Annotated in this window: 9 protein-coding genes; 5 read left to right on the plus strand and 4 right to left on the minus strand. The window is 71.1% G+C overall.

Translation table 11 applies throughout. From position 1 onward, the window contains the following. Positions 1-82: 82 nt before the first annotated feature. Positions 83-4957 carry a hypothetical protein gene (locus ACO0LU_RS02525; RefSeq protein ID WP_424789845.1) on the plus strand — a complete coding sequence of 1625 codons (4875 nt, stop codon included), beginning with the start codon at positions 83-85 and terminating at the stop codon, positions 4955-4957. Between the two features lie 14 nt (positions 4958-4971). Here the strand turns inward: ACO0LU_RS02525 and ACO0LU_RS02530 are convergent, their stop codons facing one another. Next, positions 4972-5349 (minus strand): MscL family protein, encoded by a 378-nt coding sequence (locus ACO0LU_RS02530; RefSeq protein ID WP_424789846.1) that lies wholly within the window; start codon positions 5347-5349, stop codon positions 4972-4974. Positions 5350-5604: 255 nt separating this feature from the next. Between ACO0LU_RS02530 and ACO0LU_RS02535 the strand changes: the two genes are divergently transcribed. Further along, positions 5605-6186, plus strand: coding sequence for a dihydrofolate reductase family protein (locus tag ACO0LU_RS02535; protein ID WP_424789847.1), 582 nt, complete (start codon positions 5605-5607; stop codon positions 6184-6186). 50 nt (positions 6187-6236) lie between these two features. Here ACO0LU_RS02535 and ACO0LU_RS02540 read toward each other — a convergent pair whose 3' ends face one another. After that, on the minus strand, positions 6237-6884 hold the full coding sequence (locus ACO0LU_RS02540) for an SAF domain-containing protein (RefSeq protein WP_424789848.1): 648 nt from the start codon (positions 6882-6884) through the stop codon (positions 6237-6239). Positions 6885-7050: 166 nt separating this feature from the next. Next, positions 7051-7419, minus strand: a complete 369-nt coding sequence (locus tag ACO0LU_RS02545) for an FmdB family zinc ribbon protein (RefSeq protein WP_424789849.1) — start codon at positions 7417-7419, stop codon at positions 7051-7053. Positions 7420-7632: 213 nt separating this feature from the next. Between ACO0LU_RS02545 and ACO0LU_RS02550 the strand changes: the two genes are divergently transcribed. Next, entirely contained in the window at positions 7633-10293 is a 2661-nt protein-coding gene (locus ACO0LU_RS02550; RefSeq protein ID WP_424789850.1) for a penicillin acylase family protein, read from the plus strand. A gap of 217 nt (positions 10294-10510) precedes the next feature. Here ACO0LU_RS02550 and ACO0LU_RS02555 read toward each other — a convergent pair whose 3' ends face one another. Continuing rightward, positions 10511-11119, minus strand: a complete 609-nt coding sequence (locus ACO0LU_RS02555) for a 5-formyltetrahydrofolate cyclo-ligase (RefSeq protein ID WP_424789851.1) — start codon at positions 11117-11119, stop codon at positions 10511-10513. A 102-nt stretch (positions 11120-11221) separates the two neighbouring features. Here ACO0LU_RS02555 and glp point away from each other — a divergent pair, with 102 nt between their 5' ends. Both glp and ACO0LU_RS02565 read left to right on the plus strand, forming a co-directional pair. Next, positions 11222-12430, plus strand: coding sequence for a gephyrin-like molybdotransferase Glp (glp, locus tag ACO0LU_RS02560; RefSeq protein ID WP_424789852.1), 1209 nt, complete (start codon positions 11222-11224; stop codon positions 12428-12430). 59 nt (positions 12431-12489) lie between these two features. Continuing rightward, positions 12490-13116 (plus strand): GNAT family N-acetyltransferase, encoded by a 627-nt coding sequence (locus ACO0LU_RS02565; RefSeq protein ID WP_424789853.1) that lies wholly within the window; start codon positions 12490-12492, stop codon positions 13114-13116. The last annotated feature ends 33 nt before the right edge of the window (positions 13117-13149 follow it).

Below are 13149 nucleotides of genomic sequence, written 5' to 3' on the forward strand. Positions count from 1 at the left end.
TCGGCAGTGATCTTCGGCGCGAATACCCGACATCCGGCGGGTTAACCCCGACTTACCGCTCACAGCGTCTAGCGTGGAAAACGTGATCCCCGTACGTCGTTCCCGAATCGCCGGTGGGCGCTCGCGCTCGCGCAGCGAGCCGGAGGCGCCGCCGCGCGCCGAGCCGATCACCCCGCGGGAGCGGATCGTGGCTGAGGCGGTGGAGCGCTGGCACACCGGCCTGTCCGAACTCAGTGGTGGCAGCGGGCTGTGGGATGTGCGCTCCCTGGGTGATGCGCTGGTGGACCTGAGTTCGGCTCACCCCTCCGGGATCGCCCAGCTCTTCGCCGGGCGCCCCACCCGGTTGAGCAACTTGATCCGGGAGGGCTCGGCGTTGGCGCAGGCCCGCCGCCGGATCCGGGTGGTCTCGGCGCGTACCGACGAACTGGCGCAGCGCTACGGCGTAGCCCCCACCTACGTGGCGGTGGGCGTGGCCACCTGGCGCACCAGGATGGGCACCGCGGCCGACACCGCCGTGGCGCCGTCGGCGCCCTCCCCGGCCTCGGGGAGTGCTCCGGCAGGTACTGCCGCCGCTACGGCGGGTGCGTCGTCGTCCGCGCCGGCCCAGGAGGCGGACCCGAACGCGCCGATGCAGCGCTCCGGCCCCCACGACGTGACCCGTGCCTTCCCCACCGAGAAGGTCGCGACCCGGGTGGTGCGCGCCCCGGTGCTGCTGCGCCCGGTGCGCCTGGGTGTGCACGGCAGCGAGTCCGAGATCGACCTGGAACTCGACCCGGCCGTGGAACTGAACCCGGTGCTCGTGCGGGACCTGCAGGAGCACGGGGTGGCGCTGGATCCGGGCGCGATCGCCGCCGCCACCATGACCCCGCACGGGTTCAGCCCGCAGACTGCATTGGATGAGGTAGCGGCGCTGGGCGGGGCGCTGGAGGAGTTCCAGTTGGAGCGACGGATCGTGCTGGGTGCGTTCGTGCACCCCGGCCAGTCGCTCGCGGAGGACCTCGAGGCCCTGCAGGATCGGGTGCCCCGGCACGACCTGATCGCGGCCCTGGCTGGTGAGCCGGGGGCTCGGGAGAAACTTGCCTCACAGTCGCTGCCCGAGCCGGTGGGTCCGGACCGCCCACCCGCGCAGGAACCGGGCGTGGGGGATCTGGACCGCAGCCAGCACCACGTGCTCGACGCAGTCGCCACCGGTGCGCACCTGCTGATCGATGCCCCGCCGGGAGTGGACGTGCCCGGCACGGTGGCCGCGATGCTCGCCCAGGCGGTGACCGCCGGGCAGAAGGTCGCCTACGTGCCCGGGTCCCGCCGCGCCGCGCACGGGCTGATGGACCGGCTGCGCAGCCTCGGACTGGCGGACCTGGCCCTGGACCTGTGCGGGGACCCCACCTGGCGGCGCAGTTCGGTGCTGCGGGTGGTTGACGGGCTCAACCCGGCCGAACCCGAGGTCGATGCGGAGCGACTCGCCACAGACCGTGCCGAACTGGTGCGGGTACGCCGCACGCTCGACCGGTTCGTCGAGGCCCTGCACCAGCGTCGGGAGCCGTGGAAGGCTTCGGTGCACGAGGCGTTGCAGTCCCTGGCGGCGCTGACCTCCCAACGCCCGGGTCCGCGTACCCAGGTGCGCCTGGACGGACCGGTGGTGACCCTCGATGAGGACGGGCGGGTACGGGCCCGCGAGGCGCTGGCCCGCGCCGCGGCCCTGGGTGCCTTCCGGCTCCGGGCCGCCGACACTCCCTGGTTCGGTGCCGAACTCACCAGCGCCGAACACGCCCTGTCCACGCTGGAGCAGGTGCGCTCGCTCTCGGAACTGATGCCCACCCTGCTGGAGCAGGTCGAGGCCACCTCGGCACAGACCGGCCTGGACCAGGCCACCACATTCACCCAGTGGGGTGACCAGTTGCGCCTCCTGGAGGGCATCCGGGCCTCCCTGGACATCTTCAACTCCCACGTGTTCGAACGCTCCGCCAAGGACATGGCCGCCGCCACCGCCACCCGGGCATGGCGCGCCGAGCGGGACGTGGACCTGGGCTGGGCGGAGCGGCGCCGGCTGCGTCGCCAGGCCAAGGACCTGGTTCGACCCGGGGTGTCCGTGCCGAACCTGCACGAGGAACTGGTGCAGGTGGAGCGCCGTCGGGATCAGTGGCGCAAGCACTGTTCCGGGGGTGCCTGGCCGCACCTGCCCCAGGGGCTGCGGGAGATCACCGAGACCCACCGCCGGGTCCAGGGCCTGCTGGAGGACCTCGGCGGCGTACTCGCCCCCACCGTGGGTGGGCAGGACCTGTCCGAGATCCCGCTGGCCGACCTTGCCACGCGGATGGAGCGCCTGGGCGCCGACGATGACTCGGTGCGCCAGATGCCCGAGCGGGCCGCGGCGCTGTCGGTGCTGAACGCGATGGGCTTGGCCCCGCTGGTGCAGGATCTGACGACCCGACGCATCCCGACCGCGATGGTGGGCGCCGAGTTCGAACTGGCCTGGTGGTCCAGCGTGCTGGAGGAAATGCTGGCCGCTGACCCGGCGTTGTCAGACATGGATGCCGACACCCTCGCGCAGATGACCGAGGAGCTGCGCCGGCTGGATTCGGCGCACATCGACTCCCTGACCGCCCCGGTGCTGTCCGCACTGCGCCGGCGGGTGCGGGCCGCGATCGAGGCCGACCGGCCCCGGGCCCAGGAGTTCTACCGGGCCGCGCACAGCGGTCTGGCCGACCTGAAGGAGATGCTCGCCCGGTTCGGGGATGTGGCCTGGGAGCCGCGCCCGGTATGGCTGGTCCCGCCGATGGTGGTACCCACGGTGCTGGGCCCGGCCGACCAGGTGGACCTGCTGGTGCTCGACGCCGTGCAGCACCTGCCCGCCGAGCACGCCATCCCCGCGATCGCCCGGGCCAAACAGGTGGTGGTGGTCGGGGATACCAGGCGCGCCGGCACCGGGCTGGTGCAGCAGGTTTCCTGGCTGCCCAGGCTCACCCTGTCCGGTGACCTGGTGGACCAGGAGCCGGAGATCGCCGCGTTCCTGGCCGGGCACGGTTACGAGGGGCTGGTGCGCCCGATCCCGGCTCCGCCGCGGCAGGCCCCGATCCGTCTGGAGGTGGTGGACGGCTCCGGGATGCCGACCCCGGACTCCCAAGTGGTCGAGAGCGTGCAGGCCGAGGTTGACCGGGCTGTGGACCAGGTGATCGACCATGCGCTGACGCGTCCGGAGGAATCCCTCGCGGTGATCGCCATGAACACCCGGCACGCCGACCGGGTGCGCGAGGCGGTACTGAACGCCGCGCAGGGCTCCCGCACGCTGGAACGCTTCTTCGACGCCGCCGCCGCCGAGGCGTTCACCGTGGTGGAGATCGAGGCCGCTGCCGGACTGCGTCGGGACGCGGTCATCCTGAGCCTCGGTTTCGGCAAGACCCCGCACGGGCGGGTGCTGCACCGGTTCGGCGCCGTCTCCGGCTCGGACGGAGCCGCCTACCTGATCGACGCCCTGGACGCGGCCCGGCACCGGCTCAGCGTGATCAGTTGCTTCCGGGCCGGCGAGCTGGACCCCGAACGGCTGCGCAACCCCGGCAGTCAGATGCTACGGGAGGTCCTGCAGTTCGCCGAGGACGGTGCGGCACCTGCCGGGGAGGAGGACGGCGAGCACGTGGCCGATCCACTGCTCAGTGACCTGACCGACCGGTTGCGCCGCCGGGGGCTGCGAGTGGTGCCCCGGTACGGCCGGGCCGGTGGGGTGCGGATCCCGCTGGCCGTGGGACACCCGGCGTTGCCGGGTGAACTGGTGCTGGCGGTGCTGACCGACGACGACGCCTACGTGGCCGAACCGAGCCTGCGGTTGCGGGAACGGCACTGGGTGCAACGGCTGCAGAACCGCGGCTGGCACGTGCGGATGGTCTACTCACCGGCAGTGTTCATGGATCCGCAGACGGTCGCCGACCAGATCGCCGCACAGGTCAGCGACATCGTCACCGAGCGTCGCGGCGGAAGAGCGCCCACCACCCCGGCGGTGCCGCCCCGCACGGTGGTGGATGACGACGACCCGCTGGTGACCACCAACGCCACCCTCTCGGCGCTGCGCGGTGAGCAGATCGCCGGCGCCCGTGAAGCGCCGCTGATGGACGCGGTGGCCCCGATCGCCGGTGAGCGCAGCGCCCGCCCCGACATCGAGCCCGGCCGCCCCCTGGGCGATTACGGTGACAATGAACTCGACGCACTGCTGGCCTGGATCGGCTCGGACAACCGCCCCCGCACTGCGGCGCAGTTGCGCACCGAACTGGCGCAGGCGCTGGGGCTGCGCCGCCGCGGCAAGCACGCGACCGCGGTGCTGGGTCACGTGGTGGCACGCTCCGGGCTGGCGCTGGCCGAGGGGGAGTTCGAGCCGGAGTCGGCGGCGGGGACCGACGCTGGGACCGCCGCAGGAACCGAGGCCGACGCAGGGACCGCTGCCGACACCGAGGCTGAGTCCGCGAGCGACGCCGGGACCGAGCCCGATGCTGCGCACCAGCAGGCGCAGCCGACCCAGGAGCAGGACGCGGCTCCGGAAACAGCGGCGGCGGCTGCCGGTCCCGTCGATGCCGGCGCACCCGTGCCTACCGACCAGATGCCGCTCAGTGGCAGTGACTCCGCCACTGCGGCCGGCACCAACTCCGGTACTGGAGCCGGCGAGGACTCCGCGCAGGGAACCCTCGACCTGGGCCCGCAACCCACCCGCCGGGCCGACCTGCGGCACGCTCCGGGTCGGCGTAGGCGCTCAACGCGGCGCAACGGTTCCAGTGAGCCGCAGGCCGGGTCCAGCGCAGGCGCTGAGGTGACCGGGAACACTCGCTCCGAGCAGGGCAAGCGTCCCGACCGACCCGTGTGGTCACCGGTGATGCCGGACCGGGCCCGCGAGGACGATCCACGGGCGTGGGGCGAGCGCGGCGAGGACGACGACGAGCGCATCCTGACAGAACGCCCACCGCACTGGCAGTGAGACCTGGGCCGACTTCAGACGGTCGGACCGGCGAGGTTGGCCGGTCCGGGTGCGCCGGTGCCCGGGGTGCCGGGCGCGTTCTGGGCGGCGAGGGAGTCGCGGATCTCACGCAGCAGCAGAATTTGCTCCTCGACCTCTTCCTCCGCGCCCGCCTGGCGACGCTCGTTGAACTTGTTCATCGGTGTCACCACGACGAAGTACAGCGCCAGTGCCACCAGTAGGAAGTTGATCAGCGCGGTGATCACGGTGCCGGGCATCACCAGCGCGTCACCGATCTGGAAGGACAGGACGGTGTCGAAATTCGGCTCCCCGACCAGCCCGGCGATCAGGGGGTTGAGCACGTTGTCCACGACGTTGGTCACCACGAGGGTGAATGCGGCGCCGATGACCACGCCGACGGCAAGATCGATGGCGTTACCGCGGGCGACGAAGTCTTTGAATCCCTGGAAAATCTCTGGTCCTCTCCCGAACCTCCCCGGGCCCGACTACTCGAGGAGAGGGTGCAGAACGCGTCGAAGCCGCTCGCACCTGCCAGCACAATAGCGCGCCGGCCGATCCGGGTAGGCCGCAATGATCTTGTGGGGCGCCACCAGAATGAATACTCTCCAATCACAACCAGTTGTCGTATGCAATCAGAGGGAGGTGCGATGGGCGCTCTCATCGCCTGGAACGTGGTGTCCGCGGATGGATTCTTCGAAGGGGTCGAGCCGTGGGACCTGAGTCACCACGAGTACATCTGGGGTGAGGACCTGCGCCGGCTCAGCCTGGACATCGGGCGGGAGGCCGGCCTTCTGGTGTTCGGCCGGAACACCTACGAGGGCATGGCCGCACATTGGCCCACCGACACCGCTGAGCCCGAGATCGCCGATTACATGAACGGCATCGCCAAACTCGTGGCTAGCCGCACGCTCACCGAGGCGTCCTGGCAGAACACCGAGGTGACCGCGAACATCATCGATGAACTGCGGCGCCGCAAGCGCGCCGACGACCGGCCGAGCTATGTGTTCGGCAGCGCCACGCTCACCCATTCCCTCCTCGAAGCCGGCCTGGTGGACGAGCTCCTGCTCGGCATCGCTCCGGTGCTCCTGGGCGCCGGGACCCCACTGTTCAAGGGGGCGTCCGGCCCGCGTGGGCTGACGCTCATCGAGTCGCGCGCCGTCGACACCGGTGGCGTGCTCATTCGCTACGGCGTGCCGCGTGGTCCTGAGGAAGACGACCAGGCCGGGTAGCACGACGGTCCCGGTACCGCTGGGGCTGGGTGCGCCCTGGCGAGGCGGTGTTACTCGGGCGTCCCGTCCCGGAGCACAGCCCGGAACGGGGCGAACCCGCTGGCGCCGGTCAACGCAATCGCGTCACCGGCCCGGACCGCGAGGATCACCACGTCACCACTGCTCGGCGGGGCAAGCGTCCCGAACGGCCCCGCATCGTCCACAGCCGCCTCGGGCAGACTCAGGATCACCGCGCCCTGGGTGATCAGATCGGCTTCCTCGCGTTGCCCACCGGTATCCGCCGGGGCGAGGTAGAGGTCCACCAGATCCCCGGGCCGGGCCAGGCTCAGCACCGCGGGGTCGGCCAATCGCACCGGAGCCACCACGGTTCCCGGGGGAGCCCCGTCCGCCAGCCCCGGGCCCACCAGCATCGTGGTGGCCAGCGGCATCCCGGCCGGCAATCCCACCGACATCCGCAGGCCGATCAGATCCTCGGCAGCAGGCTGGTGGGACGGCGGGTCGGGGTCGTGGCGCACGTGCAGGTCGTCGGCGCCGAGCACGACGCCGGCGCTGAGATCATGAGCGGCCACCACCACCGGTGTGGTGGCCGGGCCGGGCGGGCGCACCTGGAGCAGCACCACCGCGATCGCCGTGCCCACGCACGCTGCCGCGATCAGCCAGCGCATCCGCCACAAGGTGGCCCTGGTCCGTACCCTCATCGTCCTCCACCCCGTTCGAACGTGCCGGTGATGGCGCCACGGTAGGCACGGCACGGGCAGCCGGTTCGGGTTCAGCCCCGCAGATGTGGATGGCCGGTCCCGGGTGCTGCGACTGTGGAGGGGCGAGGACGGGATAGGCCGGCGCGCCGGCCCGGCTCGGGTTCGCTCAGGTCGAGGCGCCGGCCTTGGCGGGGGTCTTCTTCGCCGTCGTCGACGTACTCGAGTCGCCGCCCGAACTCGAGGAGGAACCGCCGTCGGCCGCCTTGCCGTTGCTCGTGGACTCCTTGGCCGCAGCAGGCTTGCTGTCGCCGTCCTTGCCGGTGCCCTTGGCCGCACCGGACTCGGTGGTGGAACTGGAGCCGCGAGCGTCGTTTCGGTAGAACCCCGAACCCTTGAACACCACGCCGACCGCGGAGAACTTCTTGCGCAGCACCCCCTGGCACTGCGGGCACTCGGTCAGGGCGTCATCGCTGAAAGCCTGGTAGATGTCGAAGGCGTGCCCGCACTCGGTGCAGGCATAGGAATAGTTCGGCACGTGCCCTCCGCTGGGATAAGCGCGGCCCGGGTACAGCAGCCGCCAGAGGGATTGTAAACGTTTCGGAGCGAAGTTGCCGTGACGTGGCCCACCCCGACGTGCAGCAGTGGTGTGACCGGCCTCGCGCGGCACCGCCCGCGGGCAGTGTCAGGCACCGCCCGCAGGGGAGTGTCAGTGCGCGCCGGGCCATCGCGCCGCGTTACCCTGCCCAGTGTGAGTCCTCTCTCGGTCATGCGTCGCGTCTCCCTGGGGCTGGCTGCGGCCCTGGTGGTGGTGCTGGTTGCCGGGTTGATCACCACCGTGGCGCTGGTGCGCCGCCCGCTGCCCTCCCTCAATGGGGAGTTCCGTGTTGACGGGCTGGCCGAGCAGGTGGACGTAATCCGCGATGAGAACGGCATCCCGCGCATCTACGCCCACAACACCGACGACCTGTTCCTCGCCCAGGGCTACGTGCACGCCCAGGATCGCTTCTTCGAGATGGACTACCGCCGGCACCTGACTGCCGGGCGGCTGTCGGAACTGGTCGGTGAGGCCGCGGTGGCGCCGGACACGGTGATCCGCACCATGGGCTGGCGTGCGGTGGCCGAGGAGGAGTGGGAGATGCTCGATCCCACCGTCAAGGAGTACCTGGAGTCCTACACCGAGGGCGTCAACGCCTACCTGCAGGGTCGCCAACCCAGCCAACTCGCGGTGGAGTACACCGTGCTGGGCTTCAGCGTCGAGGTCGAGGACATCGAACCGTGGCACCCGGTGGACTCCCTGGCCTGGTTGAAGGCGATGGCGTGGGACCTGTTGGGCAACTACTCCGACGAACTCCAGCGCGCCGCGGTCTTCGGCCAGACCGATGATCTGGAGATGGTCGAGGCGCTGTTCCCGCCCCACCCGACCGACCGGAACCTGCCGATCCTGCCCACCGACGCCGAGTACGAGGCCCATGCCGCGGCACGAGAGACCAACCCGGACCAAGCGGCCGACGACGGCGAGGACGCCGAGGTCGAGGACGCTGATGCGGGTGCGGACGGCGGCGCCGGTGCGTTGGCCCAACTCGATGCCCAGGAGGCGGTCGAGTTCGCCCTATCGGCGCTGACAGCGGTGCCGCACGCGCTGGGGGAGGGCGATGGCGTGGGCTCGAACTCCTGGGTGATCGGTGGAGAGCACACCGCTTCGGGGATGCCCCTGCTGGCCAACGACCCGCACCTGGGAGTATCTGCGCCGGGCATCTGGTACCAGGTGGGTCTGCACTGCGTGGAGGTGAGCGAGGCGTGCCCGTTCTCGGTCTCGGGATTCTCCTTCGCCGGTCTACCCGGTGTGGTGATCGGACACAACGACCAACTGGCCTGGGGGCTCACGAACCTGGGCGCCGACGTCTCGGACTTCTTCCTCGAGCGCCTCTACCCCGACGGCACCTACCTGCACGACGACGAGCGGCTCCCCCTCGTGGAGCGGCGTGAGGTGATCGCGGTCAACGGTGGCGAGGACGTGGCGATCAACGTGCGCAGCACCCCGCACGGTCCGATCATCTCCGACGCGATCCATCAGACCCGGGAAGCCGCCGATACCCCCCTGCCGGAGGACGCTCCGCCGATGGGCCTGGCCGGGTTCGGGGTGGCGCTGTCCTGGACGGCGCTGGAACCCGGCCGCACCGCCGAGGCGATCTTCGCGATCAATACCGCCACCGATGCCGACGACATCGCCGCCGCGGCCGCGCTGTTCGAGGTGCCCAGCCAGAACATCGTGTTCGCCACCACCGACGGCGACATCGGCTACCAGGCGCCCGGGCGTATCCCGATCCGCGCCGATGTGGCCGACTCGCCGGTGCCCTCCGACGGCACCTGGCCGCGCCCGGGCTGGGATTCCCGCTTCGACTGGCAAGGATTCGTCGAACCGGAGGACATGCCCGCCCGGACCAACCCCGACGAAGGGTTCATCGTGGCCGCCAACCAGCCGGTGACCGGCCCGGGTACCGATCCCTTCCTGGGCATGGACTTCGACTACGGCTACCGCTCGCAACGAATCCGGGATCTGATCACCGCCCAGATCGAGGCCGGTGCACCGTTCACGGCGACGGATATGAACGCGATCCACCTGGACGATCACAACCCCTACGCCGAAGTGCTGGTGCCGGTGCTGCTGGAGGTGCAGGTGGAAGACGCCTTCGTGGCCGAGGCGGTGGAACTGTTCGAGGAGTGGGACTACCGCAACGCCCCGGATTCGGCGGCAGCGGCCTACTTCGCCTCGGTATGGGTGAACATGTTGAACCAGACCTTCTGGGACCAGATGCCGGTGACGGACCGGCCCACCGGGGGAAGCCGCTGGCTGGAGGTGGTGACTCACCTGCTGGAGGACGAGGACAACGAGTGGTGGGACAACCGGGCCACCCTGACGGTGGTGGAACAGCGCGATGAGATCCTGTCCCAGGCCCTGCGAGACGCGCGCGAACAGTTGACGGTGAGCCTGGGCAAGGACCCGCAGTCCTGGCAGTGGGGCCGGCTGCACCAGGCCGCGCCGCAGCACCCCGTCCTCGGTGAACAGGCGCCGGGCCCGATCCGCTCCTTCGTCAACCCCGACCCGCAAGAGGTGGGCGGCGGGTCGTCGATCGTCAACGCCACCGGGTGGGACGCCTCGGCATGGGAGGGCGGCCACCCCGACTTCTCCGTCACCACCGTCCCCTCGATGCGCGCGGTGGTAGACCTGGCCGACTTCGACGCCTCCACCTGGGTGTCCTTCACCGGCAACTCCGGGCACCCAGCAGCCGATGCCTATGACGACCAGTTCGGCGCCTGGGCTGCGGGGGAGACCTTCACCTGGCACTACTCCCGTGCCGCGGTGGACGAGCACGAGGCCGACACCCTCACGCTGATCCCGGCCCACTGACCCCGCCGGCCCCGTCCGGCCCCCCCCCGGATCCAGGAGCCACTCGCCGCCCACCGCCGTAACCGTCCAATTGTGCGCGTGTGGCGGGGCTGGGGGTGGCGGGGTCGCTGTAACCGTCCAATTGGGCGGTTCGGGCGGGTGCGCGGGCGGGCGGGCGCGCGGGCGCGCGAGCGGGTGCGCGAGGGGGTGCGCGTGCTGGGGGGCGGGAGCGGGCGGCTCAGGCCAGGGTGCGCACGCCGTTCGGGGTGATGACGCCGTGCACGACATGGTCGTGCTCGGCCCGGGGCAGGGGTTCGTCACTGATCTCATCGTCATACGTCAGGGCGTAGATCGGCGCGCCCGGGGTGGCGTGGCGCAGCACGCGGTCATACCAGCCACCGCCCTGCCCGATCCGGAAACCACTGGTGTCCACGCTGAGTGCGGGCACGATGATCAGGTCCGCCTCGCGGATCGCATCCTCGCCCAGGCCCGGTCCGGCCGGCTCCGGAGGACGCCCGGGCGCACGAACCTCCAGCGGCTCCCCGGGCCGGTACTGCGCCCAATCACGGCTCAGCCCGGCCCCCAGCATCGGCATCAGGATCCGGATATCGCGCTCGTGCATGCGTGCGATGAGCGCCTCGGTCCCCGGCTCGAACCGGCGCGAGGCGTAGATCGCCGAACACCCGACCCCCTCCAGGAGGGCTTCGGCGTGTTCGGCGATCTGCTGGGCGGCCTTCGCACACTCGCGCGCGGACCGTTCCCTGCGGTGTGCCCGGATGGCTTCACGGAGCAGGATCTTGGCGTCCTCGACCTCCAGGTCTGTCCCGGGAGGGAGGGTGCTCGACACTGACCACATACGCTAACTCTCTCATTAGTCCGATGACGTTGTGCACCGATAACCTGCACCCATGTCATGTGCTTGGATGCGGACCGAAGAGAAGCAGCGCCGATGAAATCGGTCTCCGCCCATCTGCGGGCCATCCTCGATCTGCTGCAACCGCTGCCCGCGCTGGCCGTGGTGCTGCACGACGCCGTGGGTTGCGTGCTCGCCGAGGACGTCCTCGCCCCTGCGGACCTACCCACCCGCGACGTGGCCACCCAGGATGGTTACGCCGTGCGCTCGGTGGACGTGGCCGGAGCCAACCCCGACCGCACGGTGAGCCTGCGGGTGCTCGATGAAGTGCGCGCCGGCGCCCGGGACACCGAGCGCCTGGTCGCGCTCTCCTCGGTGCGGATCGCCTCCGGTGCGCCTATTCCGGTCGGGGCGGACGCCGTCGTCCCCTTGGAACGGACCGACCGGGGCAGGGCCACCGTCCAGGTCCGCACTGAAGTAGGCCCCGGGACGAACGTGCGCACCCAGGGGGCGGATCTACGGGCCGATCAGGTCGCGCTGGCTGCCGGGGAACGCGTGGGGGCGCGGCAGATCGCGCTGCTGGCTGCGCTGGGCCGTTCGCGGGTGAGCGTGCATCCGCGACCGCGGGTGGTGCTGGTGTCGGTGGGCGATGAACTGGTGGAACCGGGCCGGCGGATCAGCGCCGGTGAGGTCTATGACGCCAATGGTCATGCCCTGGCCACGGCCGTGCAGGACGCCGGTGGGTCCACCTTCCGGGTGGCGGCGGTGCCCGATGAGCGCTCCAGCCTGCGCGAGGTGCTCGAGGACCAGTTGGTGCGGGCGGATCTGATCATCACCACTGGCGGCCTCTCGGCCGGGGCCAACGACACGGTCAAGGAGGTGCTGTCCCCGCTGGGCACGGTCCGGTTCGACAACGTCGCGATCGCGCCGGGCCGTCAGTTCGGAGTGGGCGAGGTGGGCGAGGGCACCCCGATCGTGTGCCTGCCGGGCAACCCGGTGGCCGCGCAGATCGGGTACGAGGTGTTCGTGCGCCCGGCGTTGCTGTCCATGGCCGGGCACGCCGATCTGTACCGGCCGACCGTGACTGCCGCGGTCACCCAGGGGTGGTCCTCCCCGCTGGAACGGCGTGAGTTCGTCCCGGTGCACCTGACCGGAACCCCCGATGAGGGTTACCGCGCCGCTCCGACCGGGGACCCGCTGCTCCTGACGTCGATGTCCAGGGCCAACGCGCTGGTGGTGGTACCCCAGGACGTGGGCCACGTGGCCACCGGCGACCGACTCGCCGCGATGGTGCTGGAGAGCTGACCATGCCTCCGGGTCGGGCGGGGCACGGCGCACCGCGCCAGGGGCCGGGTGGGGCAGCGATGCCCCGACCACCCCGGGTGGGTCGCGGCTCCCTGCGGGACGCGGACCTGCGCCACGGCCTGCGCCACGGCGACCTGGTGCTGCGCCGGATGAACCGCAGTGACCGGGCGGCCTGGCAGCGCCTGCGAGAGTCCAACATCGACTGGCTCACCCCGTGGGAGGCCACCAATCCGGGCCCGCCCGCGCCCTCGATGACGTTCGCGGAGTACGTGCGCCAGCAGCGCGCCCAGGCCCGCCAGGACATCGGCTACGCCTACGTGCTGGAATGGCGCGGGCAGGTGGTGGGCCAGCTGACGATCGCCGGGGTGGCCCGCGGTTCCCTGCACTCGGCGCACATCGGCTACTGGATCTCCGAGCACGTGGCCGGCCGGGGGCTGATGACCAGGGCGGTCGCGTTGGCGATCGACCACTCCTTCGGCGCCCTCGGGCTGCACCGGGTGGAGATCAACGTGCGCCCGGAGAACGCCGCCAGCCTTCGGGTGCCGCAGAAACTGGGCCTGCGCGAGGAGGGGCTGCGCCGGCGCTACCTGCACATCCAGGGGCAATGGCGCGATCACCGCAGTTTCGCCATCACCGCCGAGGAAGCCCCTGGCTCCTTGCTGGATCGGCTCCCGGCCCCGGAGTGACGGCGCGAGCCGGTCGAACCCGGCCCTGCTGGC

The organism is Pseudactinotalea sp. Z1748 (assembly GCF_049725185.1).
GTDB lineage: Bacteria > Actinomycetota > Actinomycetes > Actinomycetales > Beutenbergiaceae > CALKWS01.

Excerpts from the sequence above, each read along its gene's own strand:
- ACO0LU_RS02535 (WP_424789847.1), top strand. The coding sequence starts at position 5,605 with ATGGGCGCTCTCATCGCCTGGAACGTGGTGTCCGCGGATGGATTCTTC.
- ACO0LU_RS02540 (WP_424789848.1), bottom strand. The coding sequence starts at position 6,884 with ATGAGGGTACGGACCAGGGCCACCTTGTGGCGGATGCGCTGGCTGATC.
- glp (WP_424789852.1), top strand. The coding sequence starts at position 11,222 with ATGAAATCGGTCTCCGCCCATCTGCGGGCCATCCTCGATCTGCTGCAA.
- ACO0LU_RS02565 (WP_424789853.1), top strand. The coding sequence starts at position 12,490 with ATGCCCCGACCACCCCGGGTGGGTCGCGGCTCCCTGCGGGACGCGGAC.